25 protein-coding genes are annotated in these 14,862 nt (G+C 60.7%); all 25 read right to left on the bottom strand.

Features of this window, described 5'->3' with window-relative positions:
* Nucleotides 1-97: 97 nt before the first annotated feature.
* The gene (gene rpmD / locus ACMUJL_RS14145) at nucleotides 98-286 is read right to left on the bottom strand and encodes a 50S ribosomal protein L30 (RefSeq protein WP_068289167.1); all 189 of its coding nucleotides are present in this window, start codon (nucleotides 284-286) and stop codon (nucleotides 98-100) included.
* A gap of 12 nt (nucleotides 287-298) precedes the next feature.
* On the bottom strand, nucleotides 299-865 hold the full coding sequence (rpsE, locus tag ACMUJL_RS14140; protein ID WP_068289170.1) for a 30S ribosomal protein S5: 567 nt from the start codon (nucleotides 863-865) through the stop codon (nucleotides 299-301).
* Nucleotides 866-877: 12 nt separating this feature from the next.
* Nucleotides 878-1,237: a 50S ribosomal protein L18 gene (gene rplR, locus ACMUJL_RS14135; RefSeq protein ID WP_068289173.1), complete on the bottom strand. Its 360-nt coding sequence runs from the start codon at nucleotides 1,235-1,237 to the stop codon at nucleotides 878-880.
* Nucleotides 1,238-1,248: 11 nt separating this feature from the next.
* On the bottom strand, nucleotides 1,249-1,782 hold the full coding sequence (rplF, locus tag ACMUJL_RS14130) for a 50S ribosomal protein L6 (protein ID WP_068289176.1): 534 nt from the start codon (nucleotides 1,780-1,782) through the stop codon (nucleotides 1,249-1,251).
* A gap of 11 nt (nucleotides 1,783-1,793) precedes the next feature.
* Nucleotides 1,794-2,186: a 30S ribosomal protein S8 gene (rpsH, locus tag ACMUJL_RS14125; RefSeq protein WP_068289179.1), complete on the bottom strand. Its 393-nt coding sequence runs from the start codon at nucleotides 2,184-2,186 to the stop codon at nucleotides 1,794-1,796.
* A 13-nt stretch (nucleotides 2,187-2,199) separates the two neighbouring features.
* Nucleotides 2,200-2,505 carry a 30S ribosomal protein S14 gene (gene rpsN / locus ACMUJL_RS14120; RefSeq protein WP_068289181.1) on the bottom strand — a complete coding sequence of 102 codons (306 nt, stop codon included), beginning with the start codon at nucleotides 2,503-2,505 and terminating at the stop codon, nucleotides 2,200-2,202.
* Between the two features lie 17 nt (nucleotides 2,506-2,522).
* On the bottom strand, nucleotides 2,523-3,086 hold the full coding sequence (gene rplE, locus ACMUJL_RS14115) for a 50S ribosomal protein L5 (protein WP_375573349.1): 564 nt from the start codon (nucleotides 3,084-3,086) through the stop codon (nucleotides 2,523-2,525).
* Complete coding sequence (gene rplX, locus ACMUJL_RS14110) at nucleotides 3,079-3,390, bottom strand: 50S ribosomal protein L24 (protein WP_375573351.1); 312 nt, start codon at nucleotides 3,388-3,390, stop codon at nucleotides 3,079-3,081. Before rplX ends, rplE begins: the two co-directional genes overlap by 8 nt.
* Nucleotide 3,391: 1 nt before the next feature.
* The gene (gene rplN, locus ACMUJL_RS14105) at nucleotides 3,392-3,760 is read right to left on the bottom strand and encodes a 50S ribosomal protein L14 (protein ID WP_009574016.1); all 369 of its coding nucleotides are present in this window, start codon (nucleotides 3,758-3,760) and stop codon (nucleotides 3,392-3,394) included.
* A gap of 72 nt (nucleotides 3,761-3,832) precedes the next feature.
* The gene (rpsQ, locus tag ACMUJL_RS14100) at nucleotides 3,833-4,063 is read right to left on the bottom strand and encodes a 30S ribosomal protein S17 (RefSeq protein ID WP_068289190.1); all 231 of its coding nucleotides are present in this window, start codon (nucleotides 4,061-4,063) and stop codon (nucleotides 3,833-3,835) included.
* A 12-nt stretch (nucleotides 4,064-4,075) separates the two neighbouring features.
* Nucleotides 4,076-4,279 (bottom strand): 50S ribosomal protein L29, encoded by a 204-nt coding sequence (gene rpmC, locus ACMUJL_RS14095; protein WP_068289193.1) that lies wholly within the window; start codon nucleotides 4,277-4,279, stop codon nucleotides 4,076-4,078.
* Between the two features lie 196 nt (nucleotides 4,280-4,475).
* Complete coding sequence (gene rplP, locus ACMUJL_RS14090; protein WP_068289196.1) at nucleotides 4,476-4,889, bottom strand: 50S ribosomal protein L16; 414 nt, start codon at nucleotides 4,887-4,889, stop codon at nucleotides 4,476-4,478.
* A 13-nt stretch (nucleotides 4,890-4,902) separates the two neighbouring features.
* The gene (rpsC, locus tag ACMUJL_RS14085; RefSeq protein ID WP_068289198.1) at nucleotides 4,903-5,610 is read right to left on the bottom strand and encodes a 30S ribosomal protein S3; all 708 of its coding nucleotides are present in this window, start codon (nucleotides 5,608-5,610) and stop codon (nucleotides 4,903-4,905) included.
* Entirely contained in the window at nucleotides 5,610-5,990 is a 381-nt protein-coding gene (rplV, locus tag ACMUJL_RS14080) for a 50S ribosomal protein L22 (protein WP_068289201.1), read from the bottom strand. The genes rpsC and rplV overlap by 1 nt, the downstream gene beginning before the upstream one ends.
* A gap of 3 nt (nucleotides 5,991-5,993) precedes the next feature.
* The gene (gene rpsS / locus ACMUJL_RS14075) at nucleotides 5,994-6,272 is read right to left on the bottom strand and encodes a 30S ribosomal protein S19 (RefSeq protein WP_027262211.1); all 279 of its coding nucleotides are present in this window, start codon (nucleotides 6,270-6,272) and stop codon (nucleotides 5,994-5,996) included.
* 3 nt (nucleotides 6,273-6,275) lie between these two features.
* Nucleotides 6,276-7,118, bottom strand: coding sequence for a 50S ribosomal protein L2 (gene rplB / locus ACMUJL_RS14070; RefSeq protein WP_068289204.1), 843 nt, complete (start codon nucleotides 7,116-7,118; stop codon nucleotides 6,276-6,278).
* Nucleotides 7,119-7,268: 150 nt separating this feature from the next.
* Entirely contained in the window at nucleotides 7,269-7,565 is a 297-nt protein-coding gene (locus tag ACMUJL_RS14065) for a 50S ribosomal protein L23 (RefSeq protein ID WP_068289207.1), read from the bottom strand.
* Nucleotides 7,562-8,179 carry a 50S ribosomal protein L4 gene (gene rplD / locus ACMUJL_RS14060; RefSeq protein ID WP_068289210.1) on the bottom strand — a complete coding sequence of 206 codons (618 nt, stop codon included), beginning with the start codon at nucleotides 8,177-8,179 and terminating at the stop codon, nucleotides 7,562-7,564. Before rplD ends, ACMUJL_RS14065 begins: the two co-directional genes overlap by 4 nt.
* Nucleotides 8,176-8,913: a 50S ribosomal protein L3 gene (gene rplC / locus ACMUJL_RS14055; protein ID WP_068289213.1), complete on the bottom strand. Its 738-nt coding sequence runs from the start codon at nucleotides 8,911-8,913 to the stop codon at nucleotides 8,176-8,178. The genes rplD and rplC overlap by 4 nt, the downstream gene beginning before the upstream one ends.
* 17 nt (nucleotides 8,914-8,930) lie before the next feature.
* Nucleotides 8,931-9,245, bottom strand: coding sequence for a 30S ribosomal protein S10 (gene rpsJ, locus ACMUJL_RS14050; protein ID WP_068289216.1), 315 nt, complete (start codon nucleotides 9,243-9,245; stop codon nucleotides 8,931-8,933).
* A gap of 81 nt (nucleotides 9,246-9,326) precedes the next feature.
* Nucleotides 9,327-10,502, bottom strand: a complete 1,176-nt coding sequence (gene tuf / locus ACMUJL_RS14045; protein WP_375573358.1) for an elongation factor Tu — start codon at nucleotides 10,500-10,502, stop codon at nucleotides 9,327-9,329.
* A gap of 86 nt (nucleotides 10,503-10,588) precedes the next feature.
* Nucleotides 10,589-12,712, bottom strand: a complete 2,124-nt coding sequence (gene fusA, locus ACMUJL_RS14040; RefSeq protein WP_068289612.1) for an elongation factor G — start codon at nucleotides 12,710-12,712, stop codon at nucleotides 10,589-10,591.
* Nucleotides 12,713-12,727: 15 nt separating this feature from the next.
* On the bottom strand, nucleotides 12,728-13,198 hold the full coding sequence (gene rpsG / locus ACMUJL_RS14035) for a 30S ribosomal protein S7 (RefSeq protein WP_068289614.1): 471 nt from the start codon (nucleotides 13,196-13,198) through the stop codon (nucleotides 12,728-12,730).
* Between the two features lie 14 nt (nucleotides 13,199-13,212).
* Entirely contained in the window at nucleotides 13,213-13,584 is a 372-nt protein-coding gene (gene rpsL, locus ACMUJL_RS14030; protein ID WP_068289616.1) for a 30S ribosomal protein S12, read from the bottom strand.
* Nucleotides 13,585-13,892: 308 nt separating this feature from the next.
* Entirely contained in the window at nucleotides 13,893-14,801 is a 909-nt protein-coding gene (locus tag ACMUJL_RS14025; protein WP_068289617.1) for a DMT family transporter, read from the bottom strand.
* Nucleotides 14,802-14,862: the final 61 nt, after the last annotated feature.

Below are 14,862 nucleotides of genomic sequence, written 5' to 3'. Positions count from 1 at the left end.
CGCTTCTCCTTGTGCCGGATGCGGCCCCCAGCGACGGGAGCGGCCGAACACGGCTTTGAATGTTGAAACAGGGCGGGACTGATCCCGCCCCGAATGATTATTCGCGCTCTTCGATGATCTGGACGAGATGCGGGATCTTGGCGACCATACCGCGGATCGAGGGTGTATCCTCGAGTTCGCGGGTCTTGTGCATCTTGTTCAGACCCAGACCGATCAGGGTCTGGCGCTGCTTTTCCGGACGGCGGATCGGCGAACCGATCTGCTTGACCACGATAGTTTTTGCCATGGGACCGTTTCCTTACGCTTCAGCCGCTTCGGCAGCCGGCGCATCGTCCTTGCGCAGGATGTCGGCGACCTTCTTGCCACGACGCTGTGCCACGGAACGGGGGCTGGATTCTTTCTTCAGCCCGTCGATGGTGGCGCGGATCATGTTGTAGGGGTTCTGCGAACCGAGCGACTTGGACACGACGTCCTTGAGGCCCAGCATCTCGAACACGGCGCGCATCGGACCACCGGCGATGATGCCGGTACCTTCCGGTGCTGCCCGCATCACGACCTTGCCGGCGCCGTGGCGACCTTCCATGTCGTGGTGCAGCGTGCGGCCTTCGCGCAGCGGCACACGGATCATCTGGCGCTTGGCCTGTTCCGTTGCCTTGCGGATGGCTTCGGGCACTTCTTTCGCCTTGCCCTTGCCAAAGCCCACGCGGCCCTTCTGGTCACCCACGACCACGAGCGCTGCAAAGCCGAAACGCTTGCCGCCCTTCACGGTCTTGGACACGCGGTTGATCGCCACGAGACGATCGGCGAACTCCGGGGCGGCCTCTTCGCGGTCGCGACGGTCGCGGCGGTTGTCTTCTCTTGCCATTCTCTCGTCTCCTTAGAACTTGAGGCCACCTTCACGCGCAGCGTCGGCCAGAGCCTTCACCTTGCCGTGAAAGAGGAAACCACCACGATCGAAGTAGCAGTCTTCGACACCGGCCTTCTTGGCACGCTCGGCGATCGCCGCGCCCACCTTGGCAGCTGCTTCGACGTTGTTCTTGCCAACGACACCAAGCGCCTTCTCCAGGGTGGAGGCAGCGGCCAGGGTAACGCCACGCACATCGTCGATCAGCTGCACGCTGATGTTCTTGTTGCTGCGGTGAACCGAAAGACGCACGCGACCCGCGTTCACCTTCCGAAGTTTGTTCCGAACGCGCAGGCGGCGCTTCAGAAACAGGGTTCTTTTGCTGTTTGCCATCTCTCGCGTCCTTACTTCTTCTTGCCTTCCTTGCGGAAGATGTACTCACCCTTGTACTTGATGCCTTTGCCCTTGTAGGGCTCGGGCTTGCGCCATTCGCGGATATTCGCCGCGACCTGGCCCACAAGCTGGGCGTCGTCACCTTCCACAACGATTTCGGTCTGCTTGGGGCAGGTCACCGTCACGCCGTTGGGCACCTCGAAGTTGACTTCGTGGCTGTAGCCCAGCGACAGTTTCAGCGTGTTGCCCTGCATCGCGGCGCGGTAACCCACACCGGTGATCTCAAGCTCTTTCTTGAAGCCGCTGGTCACGCCGGTCACAAGGTTCGCCACCATCGAGCGGGACATGCCCCACTGCTGGCGCGCGCGCTTGGACGTACCACGCGGGGTGATCGACACCAGGTTGCCATCGACGGCAATGGTGACATCGTCGGTTGCGTTGAAATGCTTGGTCCCCTTGGGGCCCTTCACTTCGACGGTCTGGCCGGACACGGACGCCGAAACGCCTGCGGGCAGCTCGACCGGTTTCTTACCAATACGAGACATTGCCTTCCTCCTTAGAAGACCGTGCAGAGCACTTCACCGCCAACATTGGCGCTGCGTGCTGCTGCATCCGACATCACACCTTTCGGAGTGCTGACAATCGACACACCCAGGCCCTGACGGACCGACGGGATGTCCTTGACGCCCATGTAAACGCGACGTCCGGGCTTGGAGACCCGCTTGATTTCGCGAATGACAGGGGTGCCATCGAAATATTTCAGGCTGATGATCAGGGTCGGGTGACCATTCTCATCGGTGCCCTTCTCGTAACCGCGGATGTAACCTTCATCCGCCAGCACATCCAGAACCCATGCCCGCAGCTTGGATGCCGGGGTCATGACGGTGGACTTGCCACGCGCCTGGCTGTTGCGGATACGGGTGAGCATATCGCCGATAGGATCGTTCATATCAGTCTCTCCCTTACCAGCTGGATTTCACCAGGCCGGGGATCTGGCCCATGGAGCCCAGGTCCCGCAGCGCGATACGCGACAGTTTCAGCTTGCGATAGTATGCGTGCGGACGGCCGGTCAGCTGGCAGCGGTTGTGCAGACGCACAGCCGAGCTGTTGCGCGGCAGCTTCGCCAGCTTCAGGGAGGCGCGGAAACGCTCTTCCATCGGCTTGGACTGGTCGTTCACGATCGCCTTCAGCGCAGCGCGCTTGGCGGCGAACTTGTCTACCAGCTCCTGACGCTTCTTTTCGCGTTCGATCATAGATTTCTTAGCCATTACTCTCTCTCCCGCGCTTAGCTGTTGAAGGGCATGTTGAATTGCTTCAACAGCGCCTTAGCTTCCGCGTCGGTTCTCGCGGTGGTGGCGATGACGATGTCCATACCCCAGACCTCATCGACCTTGTCGAAGTTGATCTCGGGGAACACGATGTGCTCCTTCAGGCCCATGGCATAGTTGCCGCGGCCGTCGAAGGATTTGCCCGACACGCCGCGGAAGTCGCGGATACGGGGCATTGCGATCGTGATCAGACGATCCAGGAATTCGTACATGCGGTCGCCGCGCAGCGTGACCTTTGCACCCATCGGCATGCCCTCGCGGACGCGGAAACCCGCGATCGAGTTCTTGGCGATGGTGGTGACAGCCTTCTGGCCGGCGATCGTCGACAGGTCTTCCTGCGCCGATTTGGCCTTCTTGCTGTCGCGCACGGCTTCTGCACCGCAGCCGATGTTCAGGGCGATCTTGTCCAGACGCGGGATCTGCATGTCGTTCTTGTAGGAGAATTCCTCCTTCAGAGCAGCGCGGATCGCGTCCTTGTAGAGCGCCTTCAGACGCGGGGTGTATGTTGCGGTATCAAGCATCGATCACGTCCCCCGTGGTCTTGGCGATACGCACTTTCTTGTCGCCTTCGATCTTGAAGCCGACGCGCGTTGCCTTGCCGTTCTTGTCCAGGAAAGCCAGGTTCGACAGGTCGATGGGCATCGCCTTGGGGATGCGGCCGCCCTGGCTGGTCTGGCTCTGACGAGTGTGACGGATGGCCATGTTCAGACCTTCCACCACGGCTTTGCCGGCTTTGGGGTCAACGGACGAAATCGTGCCCTGCTTGCCCTTGTCCTTGCCGGCCAGTACGACGACCTTGTCGCCCTTCTTCAGCTTGGCAGCCATCTTACAGCACCTCCGGCGCGAGCGAGATGATTTTCATGAAGTTCTTGGCGCGCAACTCACGAACCACCGGCCCGAAGATACGGGTGCCGACCGGCTCGTTGTTGTTGTTCAGGATAACTGCTGCGTTGCGATCGAAACGGATCGCGGTGCCGTCTTCACGGCGAACTTCCTTGGCGGTGCGAACGACGACGGCCTTGCGGACATCACCCTTCTTTACGCGACCGCGCGGAATGGCTTCCTTGACGGACACCACGATGATGTCGCCAACGGACGCATACCGGCGGTGCGAACCGCCGAGAACCTTGATGCACTGCACCCGGCGTGCGCCGGAGTTGTCAGCAACATCCAGATTGGTCTGCATCTGGATCATTTGGTTTCTCCCGACCTTTGGGGGCCACTATCGGCTTTTCCCCAGGGTTTCGATGAACCGAAAGGTTATCGCTTAGGACGCGATAACCTCCCAGCGTTTCGTTTTCGACTTGGGCGCACATTCCTGGATACGGACGGTGTCGCCGACGTTGAAAGCGTTCGTCTCATCGTGAGCCCGGTATTTCTTGGACTTACGGATGGTCTTTTTCAGAACAGGATGCGTGAAGCGGCGTTCCACCAGAACGGTAACGGTCTGGGCATTGGCCGTGCTTGTCACGGTGCCTTGAAGAATACGTTTGGGCATCTGTCAGGCTCCTTATTCTGCGGCCGCGGCTGCGGCTTTTTCGTTCAGCACGGTCTTCACGCGCGCCACTTCACGGCGAACCGTCTTGATGCGGGCGGTGGATTCCAGCTGGCCAGTCGCCTGTTGAAAGCGCAGGTTGAATGCTTCTTTCTTCAGCGCAACCAGATCCTCGCGGAGCTGATCGAGGGATTTATTGCGTAGTTCCTGGGCGTTCATGTCGCCGGTCCTTTTTAACAACGTCACCGGAGAGCCCCTTGTGACAGGGTCACCCTGATTCCCGGTGGAGATGGATGAAGGGGCCGTATAGGCCGGTTCCCTCAAGTTGACAAGGCCTGTTTGCAACAGACCCCGGTTCGGAAAAAGACAAGGCGGGGTTACCCCCGCCCTGCCCTGTCATCTGACGGCGAAAACCTTACCAGTCTTCGCGCGCGACCACGCGGGTCTTGATCGGCAGCTTCATCGCGGCCAGGCGCAGGGCCTCGCGTGCGATGGTCTCGTCAACGCCGTCGATCTCGAACATCACGCGACCCGGCTTGATGCGGGCTGCCCAGTAATCCACCGAACCCTTACCTTTACCCATACGGACTTCGGTCGGCTTCGAGGTAACCGGAACATCCGGGAAAATCCGGATCCAGACACGGCCCTGACGTTTCATGTGACGGGTCAGAGCGCGGCGAGCCGCCTCGATCTGACGCGCCGTTACCCGCTCAGGCTCGGTAGCCTTGAGGCCGAACGACCCGAAGTTCAGGTCGCTGCCGCCTTTGGCCAGACCGTGGATACGGCCTTTGTGCTGCTTGCGGAATTTTGTGCGCTTAGGTTGAAGCATCTGTCATTCCTCCTTAACGGCGGCCGCCGGCGCCACGGGGCGCGGGACCATCCTGGAGTTCCTGCAGACGACGGTCATGGGCAGACGGATCGTGCTCCATGATTTCGCCTTTGAAAATCCAGACCTTGATACCGATGATGCCATAGGCCGTGGTGGCCTCGACATGGGCGTAATCGATATCGGCACGCAGCGTGTGCAGCGGCACGCGACCTTCACGGTACCATTCGGTCCGTGCGATCTCAGCACCGCCCAGACGACCGGCGACGTTCACCCGGATACCCAGGGCGCCCATGCGCATCGCGTTCTGAACAGCACGCTTCATTGCGCGGCGGAAGGACACGCGGCGTTCCAGCTGCTGCGCAATGCTTTCACCGACCAGAGCGGCGTCCAGTTCCGGCTTGCGGACCTCGACGATGTTCAGGTGCAGTTCGCTTGCCGTCAGCTTGGCCAGCTTCTTGCGCAGGGTTTCGATATCGGCGCCTTTTTTGCCGATGATCACACCCGGACGGGCCGCATGGATCGTGACGCGGCACTTCTTGTGCGGACGTTCGATGATCACGCGGGCAATACCGGCCTGCTTGGCTTCTTCCTTGATGAACTTGCGGATCTTCAGGTCTTCCAGAAGAAGATTACCGTAGTCCTTGGTATCGGCGTACCAGCGGCTGTCCCAGGTGCGGTTGACCTGAAGGCGCATGCCGATCGGATTGACTTTCTGACCCATTAGGCTTGCTCCTCAACTTGACGCACCTTGATGGTGAGTTCCGAGAACGGCTTGACGATACGGCCGAAACGACCGCGTGCACGCGGACGACCGCGCTTGAGCGTCAGGTTCTTGCCCACATAGGCCTCGGCGACGACCAGTTCATCGACGTCCAGGTTGTGGTTGTTCTCGGCGTTGGCGATTGCGGACTGAAGGCATTTCTTCACGTCCACTGCAATCCGCTTTTTCGAGAAGGTCAGGTCCGTCAGGGCCTTGTCCACCTTCTTGCCGCGGATCATCGCTGCCACCAGGTTCAGCTTCTGCGGGCTGGTACGAAGCATGCGCAGTTTTGCCATTGCTTCGTTATCTGCCACGCGGCGGGGGTTTTTTTCCTTGCCCATGACTTACTTCCGCTTCGCTTTTTTATCGGCCGCGTGACCGTAATAGGTCCGGGTCGGGGAGTATTCGCCGAATTTCTGGCCGATCATGTCCTCGGAGACGTTCACCGGGATATGCTTCTTGCCGTTGTAGACGCCAAACGTCAGGCCCACGAACTGGGGCAGGATCGTCGAGCGGCGCGACCAGATCTTGATAACTTCACTGCGTCCGGATTCGCGGGCAGCTTCGGCTTTCTTCAGCACGTAAGCGTCGACGAACGGACCTTTCCATACAGAGCGAGACATCTGTTAACGCCCCTTCTTCTTGGCGTGACGCGAGCGCAGAATGAGCTTGCTGGACGCTTTGTTCTTGTTCCGGGTGCGCGCACCCTTTGTCGGCTTGCCCCACGGCGTCACCGGATGACGGCCACCCGAAGTCCGGCCCTCACCACCACCATGCGGGTGATCGATCGGGTTCATGACCACGCCGCGAACGCTCGGGCGGATGCCCTTGTGACGCATGCGGCCTGCCTTGCCGTAGTTCTGGTTGCTGTTGTCGGGGTTCGACACGGCACCGACGGTGGCCATGCATTCCTGACGCACGAGACGCAGTTCACCGGACGACAGGCGGATCTGGGCGTAACCGCCATCGCGACCCACGAACTGGGCATAGGTGCCCGCCGCGCGCGCGATCTGACCACCCTTGCCGGGCTTCATCTCGATGTTGTGGACGATCGTACCGATCGGCATGCCCGAGAACGGCATCGCGTTGCCCGGCTTGATGTCGACCTTGTTGCCTGCAACGACAGCGTCGCCGACGGCCAGACGCTGCGGTGCCAGGATATAGGCCTGTTCGCCATCCTCGTACTTCACCAGCGCGATGAAGGCGGTCCGGTTCGGGTCATACTCGATCCGCTCGACGGTGGCCGCCACATCGAATTTGTTACGTTTGAAATCGACGATCCGATAGAGGCGTTTCGCCCCGCCGCCCTTGCGGCGCATCGTGATCCGTCCGGTGTTGTTCCGGCCGCCATTCTTGGTCAAACCCTCGGTGAGGGCCTTGACCGGACGTCCTTTCCACAGCTCCGAACGGTCGATCAGAACCAGCCCACGCTGGCCCGGCGTCGTCGGCTTATACGACTTGAGTGCCATGCTTTCTGTCTTCCGTTGTGCGTAGCGGGGCCAGGCCCCGCGATGTTGAAGGCCCCCGAAGGTGCCCATGGTATAGGGCCCCGAAGGTCCCCGTCTCAAAAGTCCATGGCCCCGGTAAATCCGGGGCCATGGAAGATTCGCGTCCTACTATCAGAGACCTGTAGTCACGTCGATAGTGTTTCCCTCTTCCAGGGTCACATAGGCTTTCTTGACGTCCCGACGCTTGCCCGGCTGGCCGCGGAAGCGCTTGGTCTTGCCTTTGGTGATCGTGGTGTTGACGGCCTTGACCTTCACACCAAACAGCGCCTCGACGGCCTGCTTGATTTCGGGCTTGTTGGAATCCATCGCCACCTCGAAGACGACCGCACCGTTCTCGGACACCATGGTGGCCTTTTCGGTGATGATCGGCTTGCGGATCACGTCGTAATGTTCAGCCTTCGCGCTCATTTCAGACGAGCCTCCAGTGCTTCGACACCCGCTTTCGTGATCACCAGGGTGTCACGCTTGAGGATGTCATAGACGTTTGCGCCCATCGACGGCAGGATATCCAGACCTTCGATGTTGCGGGCGGCCTTTGCGAACATGTCGTTGACGGTTGCCCCGTCAATGATCAGCGCGCGCTTCCAGCCCAGCTTTGCGACCTGCTTGGCCAGAACCGAGGTCTTGCCTTCGGCTTCGGCGGCAGAGATGACGACCAGTTCACCGGCCTTCAGCTTCGCGGACAGGGCATGCTTGAGGCCCAGTTTGCGGAACTTCTTGGTCAGCTCGTGGCCGTGGCTGCGCGGGGTCGGGCCCTTGTAGACACCACCATGACGGAAGATCGGCGCGTTCTTGTCACCGTGGCGTGCGCCGCCGGTGCCCTTCTGGCGATAGATCTTCTTGGTCGAGTAGGAGGTCTCCGAGCGGGTCTTCACCTTGTGGGTGCCGGCCTGCGCATTGTTGCGCTGCCAGCGGACCACGCGGTGCAGGATGTCGGCGCGCGGCTCAAGACCGAACAGCGCCTCATCCAGATCCACGGAACCGGCCTTGCTGCCGTCCAGATTGATCACATCAAGTTTCATGCTTCACCCCCTTCGGCGGGCGCTTCTGCGGCCGGTGCCTCGGCGGCAGCCGCGGCCATGGCCGATTTCAGGGCCGCCGGGAACGGAACGTTCTCGGGCAGCTTCTTCTTGACGGCGTCCTTGATCGTGACCCAGCCACCTTTGGAACCGGGAACCGCGCCCTTGACCATGATCAGGCCACGTTCAGCATCGGTTCTCACGACTTCCAGGTTCTGCGTGGTCACACGCACGGCACCCATGTGGCCGGCCATCTTCTTGCCCTTGAACACCTTGCCGGGGTCCTGGCACTGACCGGTCGAACCATGCGAACGGTGGCTGATCGACACACCGTGCGAGGCACGCAGACCGCCGAAGTTGTGGCGCTTCATCGCACCGGCAAAACCTTTACCGATGGATGTGCCTGCAACGTCGACCTTCTGACCGGCAACGTAATGTTCGGCCGAGATTTCCTCGCCCACGCCGATCATGTTGTCGGGGCTGACGCGGAATTCCGCGATCTTCCGCTTGGGGGCCACGTTGGCCACCGCGAAATGACCACGCATGGCCTTCGAGGTCCGCTTGGCCTTGGCATTGCCAGCACCCAGCTGAACGGCGGTATAGCCGTCCCGCTCGGGCGTGCGCTGTGCCACGACCTGCAGGTTCTCAAGCTGGAGAACGGTCACAGGGATCTGCTTTCCGTCTTCCATGAAAAGCCGGGTCATGCCGACTTTCTTTGCGATTACACCAGAGCGCATCCTGGATACCCTCCTTCTTACGACTGCAGCTTGATCTCGACGTCCACACCAGCGGCCAGGTCGAGCTTCATCAGCGCGTCCACGGTCTGGGGAGTCGGATCAACGATGTCGAGCAGACGCTTGTGCGTACGGATCTCGAACTGATCACGGGATTTCTTGTCGATGTGCGGCCCACGGAGAACCGTGAACTTCTCGATCTTGTTCGGCAGCGGAATCGGGCCACGCACCGTCGCGCCAGTGCGCTTTGCGGTGTTGACGATTTCCTGCGTGCTGGCGTCCAGTACGCGGTAATCGAATGCCTTCAGCCGGATGCGAATGTTTTGGCTTTGCATAGTCTAGCCTTTCGCGGCGTTGGAGTTGATAGGAGGACCACCGGCTCATCCGGTGGCCCTCTTCGAACCCGAAGTGGTCTTTTACTTCAGAATTTTGGACACGACACCCGCGCCGACGGTACGACCGCCTTCACGGATGGCGAAGCGCAGGCCGTCTTCCATCGCGATCGGTGCGATCAGTTCGACGGTGAACTTCAGGTTGTCGCCCGGCATCACCATCTCAGTGCCCTCGGGCAGCGTCACGGTCCCGGTCACGTCGGTCGTGCGGAAGTAGAACTGCGGACGGTAGTTCGCGAAGAACGGCGTGTGACGGCCGCCTTCTTCCTTCGTCAGGATGTAGGCTTCTGCCTCGAACTGGGTGTGCGGGTTCACGGACTTCGGCTTGCAAAGAACCTGACCGCGCTCGACGCCTTCACGGTCGATACCGCGCAGCAGAACGCCCACGTTGTCGCCGGCCTCACCACGATCCAGCAGCTTGCGGAACATTTCGACGCCCGTGCAGGTCGTCGTCTTGGTGTCCTTGATCCCCACGATCTCGATGCTGTCGCCGACGTTGATCACGCCACGCTCGATACGGCCGGTCACAACGGTACCACGGCCCGAGATCGAGAACACGTCTTCGATCGGCATCAGGAACGGCTTGTCCACGGCACGCTCGGGCGTCGGGATGTAGCTGTCAACCGCTTCCATCAGCGCGCGGATCGAGTTCTCGCCGATCTCCGCGTCACGGCCTTCCATCGCCGCCAGGGCCGAACCCTTGATGATCGGAATGTCGTCGCCAGGATACTCGTAGGAGGTCAGAAGCTCGCGGATCTCCATCTCCACCAGCTCCAGCAGCTCCTCGTCGTCAACCTGGTCAACCTTGTTCATGTAGACGACCATGTAGGGGATGCCCACCTGGCGGCCCAGCAGGATGTGCTCGCGCGTCTGCGGCATCGGGCCGTCAGCGGCGTTCACAACCAAGATCGCGCCGTCCATCTGCGCAGCACCCGTGATCATGTTCTTCACATAGTCAGCGTGGCCGGGGCAGTCGACGTGTGCGTAGTGACGCGTCTCGGTCTCGTATTCAACGTGCGCGGTCGAGATCGTGATCCCGCGCGCCTTCTCTTCCGGCGCGCCATCGATCTGGTCATACGCGCGGAATTCGCCGAAATACTTCGTGATCGCAGCCGTCAGCGTCGTCTTGCCGTGGTCAACGTGACCAATCGTGCCGATGTTAACGTGCGGTTTGTTACGTTCAAACTTTGCCTTGCCCATCAGGGAACTCCTTGTTTTGTCGTCGGTGGTGGGCCGAGGCCCACCCTACGGGGTTGTGGTAGGGTGGGGGTGACCCCCACCAACCGTTATGCGTATTTCTTCTGGATCTCGTCCGAGATGTTCTGCGGCACGGCTTCGTAATGGTCGAACTGCATGGTGAAGTTCGCCCGGCCCGAAGACATCGAACGCAGCGTGTTGATGTAGCCGAACATGTTGGCCAGCGGCACGAAAGCGTCGATGACGTTCGCGTTGCCACGGCTGTCCTGCCCGTTGACCATGCCGCGACGGCTGGTCAGGTCGCCGATGATGCCGCCGGTATATTCCTCCGGGGTCACGACTTCCACGCGCATGATCGGTTCCAGCAGCTTGGCGCCGGCTTTCTTCAGACCTTCGCGCATCCCGGCACGGGCCGCGATTTCGAACGCCAGGACCGAAGAGTCGACGTCATGGTAGGCACCATCGATCAGGGCCACCTTGAAGTCGATCACCGGGAAGCCTGCCAGCGGACCGGAGTCCATGACCGACTTGATGCCCTTTTCGACACCCGGGATGTATTCCTTCGGCACCGAACCACCAACGATCTTGCTTTCGAAGGAATAACCTTCGCCCGGCTCGGTCGGCATGATGACCATCTTGACGCGCGCGAACTGACCCGAACCACCCGACTGCTTCTTGTGGGTGTAATCGATCTCGGCTTCGCGGCTGACGGTTTCACGATAGGCCACCTGCGGCGCACCGATGTTCGCCTCGACCTTGAATTCGCGCTTCATGCGGTCAACCAGGATGTCGAGGTGAAGTTCGCCCATGCCCTTCATGATCGTCTGACCGGACTCGAAATCGGTTTCGACGCGGAAGGACGGATCCTCGGCGGCCAGACGTGCGAGGGCGATGCCCATCTTTTCCTGGTCGGCCTTGGTTTTCGGCTCCACGGCGATTTCGATCACCGGCTCGGGGAAGGTCATGGTTTCCAGAACCACCGGATCCTTTTCCGAGCACAGCGTGTCACCGGTCGTGGTGTCCTTCAGACCCGCCAGAGCGATGATGTCGCCTGCAAAGGCTTCTTCGATCTCTTCGCGGTTGATGGCGTGCATCATCATCATCCGGCCAACGCGCTCTTTCTTGCCCTTGGTCGAGTTCAGCATCGCATCACCCTTCCGCAGGATACCCGAATAGAGGCGGGTAAAGGTCAGCGAGCCGACAAACGGGTCGTTCATGATTTTGAACGCCAGGCCCGAGAAGGCCATGTTGTCGTCGGCGCGGCGCGCGATGTTGCGGGTTTCGGTCTCGTCGCCCGGCTTGAAGCCCATGTAATCAACCACGTCCAGCGGGCTGGGCAGGAAGTCGATCACGGCGTTCAGCAGCGGCTGCACACCTTTGTTCTTGAAGGCGGAACCGGCCATGACAGGCACGAAGCTCAGCGACAGGCAGCCCTTGCGGATCAGCTTGCGCAGGGTCGCCTCGTCGGGCTCATTGCCCTCCAGATAGGCTTCCATGGCCGCGTCGTCCATTTCGACCGCGATCTCGATCAGGTTGGCACGCCATTCGTCGGCCATGTCCTTGAGTTCGTCACGGATCGGCTGACGGACCCAGGACGCGCCCAGATCTTCACCTTTCCAGACCCACTCTTCCATCTTCAGCAGGTCGATGATGCCTTCCAGCTTGTCCTCGGCGCCGATCGGCAGAGCGATCGGTGCGGGGATCGCGCCGGTGCGGTCCTTGATCATCTTGACGCAGTTGAAGAAATCGGCGCCGATCTTGTCCATCTTGTTGACGAACACGATGCGCGGCACCTTGTAGCGGTCAGCCTGACGCCACACGGTTTCGGTCTGCGGCTCGACACCGGCGTTGGCGTCCAGAAGGCAGACGGCACCATCCAGAACGGCCAGCGAACGCTCGACTTCGATGGTGAAGTCCACGTGGCCGGGAGTGTCGATGATGTTGAAGCGGTACTTGGTGTCCGAGGTGCCCTCGACGCTCGGATCTTCCTGGCGCTGCCAGAAAGTCGTGGTCGCAGCCGAGGTGATCGTGATGCCGCGTTCCTGCTCCTGCTCCATCCAGTCCATCGTTGCGGCGCCGTCATGGACTTCGCCGATCTTGTGGGACTTGCCGGTGTAGTAGAGGATGCGCTCGGTCGTCGTGGTCTTGCCCGCGTCGATATGGGCCATGATCCCGAAGTTGCGATAACGCTGCAGCGGATATTCGCGTGCCATCTGGGTGTGCTCCTCTTACCAGCGGTAATGGCTGAACGCTTTGTTCGCGTCGGCCATCTTGTGGGTGTCTTCCCGCTTCTTCACGGCGGAACCACGGCTGTTCACTGCATCCAGCAGTTCGCCAGCCAGGCGCTCTTCCATCGTGTTTTCGTTGCGGGCACGCGATGCGTTGATCAGCCAGCGGATCGCCAGGGCTTCACGACGCTCGGGGCGCACTTCGACGGGAACCTGATAGGTGGCACCACCGACGCGGCGCGACCGGACTTCGACCGAGGGTTTGATGTTGTCGAGCGCTTCGTGGAACACTTCCACGGGCGCGCGCTTGATCTTGTCCTCGACGCGGCTCAGCGCGTTGTAGACGATGCGCTCGGCGGCGGATTTCTTGCCGTCGATCATCAGGTTGTTCATGAACTTCGTCAGAACCCGATCGCCATACTTGGCATCGGGCAGGATTTCGCGTTTTTCAGCGGCGTGACGGCGGGACATCTGTATAGATCCTCTTACTTCGGACGCTTCGCGCCGTACTTCGAACGACGCTGCTTACGGTTCTTGACGCCCTGGGTATCCAGAACACCGCGCAGGATGTGGTAACGGACACCGGGAAGGTCTTTCACACGGCCGCCACGGATCAGAACCACAGAGTGTTCCTGAAGGTTGTGGCTTTCACCGGGAATGTAGCTGATGACCTCAAAGCCGTTGGTCAGGCGCACCTTCGCAACCTTCCGCATGGCCGAGTTCGGTTTCTTCGGCGTAGTCGTGTAAACACGAGTGCAGACACCGCGCTTTTGCGGGCACTGCTCCAGGTGCATCGACTTGGACCGTTTGACTTTGGGCTGCCGCGGTTTGCGGATCAGCTGCTGGATCGTTGGCATTGGGCTTCTTTCCCCGTCTATCAACACATGTGTCTGCGCGGGCATCCCCGCGGGTTAATCTTGAGCACTTTGCGCGTCCACAAAGCACAATCACCGCCATCGTTCCCATTCCGAGGTGAACGACGCGGTGGGTTTCCAGAGGATCGAGGCAGCATTAGCCCGGATCTTGTCCACTACACTTCTGAATTCGGCAAAGGGCATGGGCCCGGCCGGATGAGGGGCGTATAGGGGGAGTTGCAGGGGTTGTCAACACACTGCCCCCCCGCCTGCCGAACATCCGACAAGGCCCCGCCGAACGGGCGTCCGGCCTAATGTCCGATACCGGTCCGCAGCCGCGTTTCAGTCGCAATACGCCGCTTCAACTGGGCCTCGCGATACAGCATGAACACACCGCTTCCCACCACGATCACGGCCCCGACAAGGGTCAGTGGCGCAGGCCAGTCGCCAAAGACGAGCCAGCCGAGCACAAGCGCCCAGATCAGCCCGGTATACCGGAATGGGGCGACGAAACTGATTTCGCCCACGCGCATGACCATGACGGAAAACACATAGCCGAAGACAACCATCACCGCCGCACCCAGGATCATGCTGCCACGGTGCAGCGTGATCGGCACCCATTCGACGGTCATGCTGGCCATGCCGAAGGCGATCAGCAGCGCAAGCGAGGTAATGAAGGTCACCATCATCGAATGGGTCGCGCCAGAGACACGCCGGGTGACCAGATCGCGCACCGTCACGAAGGCCACCGCGATCAGCGCATAGACCGAGAAGATGTTGAACCCTTCCGTCCCTGGCCGCACGATCAGCAGCACACCGCATAGCCCGACCAGGATCGCCGTCATCCGCCGCCAGCCGAGTGTCTCGCCGAAAAACAGCGCGGCGGCCAGCGTCACCACAAGCGGCAAGGACTGCATGATCGCGCTGACGTTGGCCAACGGCATGTTGTAAAGTGCCGTCAGGAAGAAATAGGCTGATCCGACCTCGGCCAGGGCGCGGATCACGATCAGCAAACGGTCCCGCGGCGGAATGCGCAGGTGCAGCGCGCCAAGGTAAAGGGCCATCGCCCCGATTGCGACGGTCGTGAAAATGCTGCGCAGAAAGATCAGCTGAAACAGCGGCATGTCGCCTGCCAGCGTCTTCATGAAGGTGTCGTTCAGGGTAAAGGCGGCCATGCTCGCCATCATCAGAAGCGCGCCGCGTGTGTTGTCTGTCAGCATCGGCTTGCTCCGGTACGCTACCGCCTGACGTTATCCGTGCACGCGGCAGCCGCAAGGGCCC

The sequence above is a fragment of the Seohaeicola sp. genome (assembly GCF_048006315.1).
In the GTDB taxonomy this organism is placed as follows: Bacteria; Pseudomonadota; Alphaproteobacteria; order Rhodobacterales; family Rhodobacteraceae; genus Seohaeicola.
Note: the sequence above shows the minus strand (reverse complement) of the source record. Positions and strands in the feature narration are given on the sequence as shown.

What these genes read in the sequence shown, in the direction of transcription:
- rpsE (WP_068289170.1), bottom strand. Translation starts at nt 865, where the DNA reads ATGGCAAGAGAAGACAACCGCCGCGACCGTCGCGACCGCGAAGAGGCC.
- rpsJ (WP_068289216.1), bottom strand. Translation starts at nt 9,245, where the DNA reads ATGCAAAGCCAAAACATTCGCATCCGGCTGAAGGCATTCGATTACCGC.
- rplE (WP_375573349.1), bottom strand. Translation starts at nt 3,086, where the DNA reads ATGCTTGATACCGCAACATACACCCCGCGTCTGAAGGCGCTCTACAAG.
- fusA (WP_068289612.1), bottom strand. Translation starts at nt 12,712, where the DNA reads ATGGCACGCGAATATCCGCTGCAGCGTTATCGCAACTTCGGGATCATG.
- rplP (WP_068289196.1), bottom strand. Translation starts at nt 4,889, where the DNA reads ATGCTTCAACCTAAGCGCACAAAATTCCGCAAGCAGCACAAAGGCCGT.
- rpsS (WP_027262211.1), bottom strand. Translation starts at nt 6,272, where the DNA reads ATGTCTCGCTCTGTATGGAAAGGTCCGTTCGTCGACGCTTACGTGCTG.
- rplC (WP_068289213.1), bottom strand. Translation starts at nt 8,913, where the DNA reads ATGCGCTCTGGTGTAATCGCAAAGAAAGTCGGCATGACCCGGCTTTTC.
- rplD (WP_068289210.1), bottom strand. Translation starts at nt 8,179, where the DNA reads ATGAAACTTGATGTGATCAATCTGGACGGCAGCAAGGCCGGTTCCGTG.
- rplX (WP_375573351.1), bottom strand. Translation starts at nt 3,390, where the DNA reads ATGGCTGCCAAGCTGAAGAAGGGCGACAAGGTCGTCGTACTGGCCGGC.
- rplB (WP_068289204.1), bottom strand. Translation starts at nt 7,118, where the DNA reads ATGGCACTCAAGTCGTATAAGCCGACGACGCCGGGCCAGCGTGGGCTG.
- rplV (WP_068289201.1), bottom strand. Translation starts at nt 5,990, where the DNA reads ATGGGCAAGGAAAAAAACCCCCGCCGCGTGGCAGATAACGAAGCAATG.
- rpmD (WP_068289167.1), bottom strand. Translation starts at nt 286, where the DNA reads ATGGCAAAAACTATCGTGGTCAAGCAGATCGGTTCGCCGATCCGCCGT.
- rpsN (WP_068289181.1), bottom strand. Translation starts at nt 2,505, where the DNA reads ATGGCTAAGAAATCTATGATCGAACGCGAAAAGAAGCGTCAGGAGCTG.
- rpsH (WP_068289179.1), bottom strand. Translation starts at nt 2,186, where the DNA reads ATGAACGATCCTATCGGCGATATGCTCACCCGTATCCGCAACAGCCAG.
- rpmC (WP_068289193.1), bottom strand. Translation starts at nt 4,279, where the DNA reads ATGAACGCCCAGGAACTACGCAATAAATCCCTCGATCAGCTCCGCGAG.
- tuf (WP_375573358.1), bottom strand. Translation starts at nt 10,502, where the DNA reads ATGGGCAAGGCAAAGTTTGAACGTAACAAACCGCACGTTAACATCGGC.
- rplF (WP_068289176.1), bottom strand. Translation starts at nt 1,782, where the DNA reads ATGTCTCGTATTGGTAAGAAACCGGTCGAGCTGCCCGCAGGCGTTTCG.
- ACMUJL_RS14025 (WP_068289617.1), bottom strand. Translation starts at nt 14,801, where the DNA reads ATGCTGACAGACAACACACGCGGCGCGCTTCTGATGATGGCGAGCATG.
- rpsG (WP_068289614.1), bottom strand. Translation starts at nt 13,198, where the DNA reads ATGTCCCGCCGTCACGCCGCTGAAAAACGCGAAATCCTGCCCGATGCC.
- rplN (WP_009574016.1), bottom strand. Translation starts at nt 3,760, where the DNA reads ATGATCCAGATGCAGACCAATCTGGATGTTGCTGACAACTCCGGCGCA.
- rpsC (WP_068289198.1), bottom strand. Translation starts at nt 5,610, where the DNA reads ATGGGTCAGAAAGTCAATCCGATCGGCATGCGCCTTCAGGTCAACCGC.
- ACMUJL_RS14065 (WP_068289207.1), bottom strand. Translation starts at nt 7,565, where the DNA reads ATGAGCGCGAAGGCTGAACATTACGACGTGATCCGCAAGCCGATCATC.
- rpsL (WP_068289616.1), bottom strand. Translation starts at nt 13,584, where the DNA reads ATGCCAACGATCCAGCAGCTGATCCGCAAACCGCGGCAGCCCAAAGTC.
- rplR (WP_068289173.1), bottom strand. Translation starts at nt 1,237, where the DNA reads ATGGCAAACAGCAAAAGAACCCTGTTTCTGAAGCGCCGCCTGCGCGTT.
- rpsQ (WP_068289190.1), bottom strand. Translation starts at nt 4,063, where the DNA reads ATGCCCAAACGTATTCTTCAAGGCACCGTGACAAGCACGGCCAATGCC.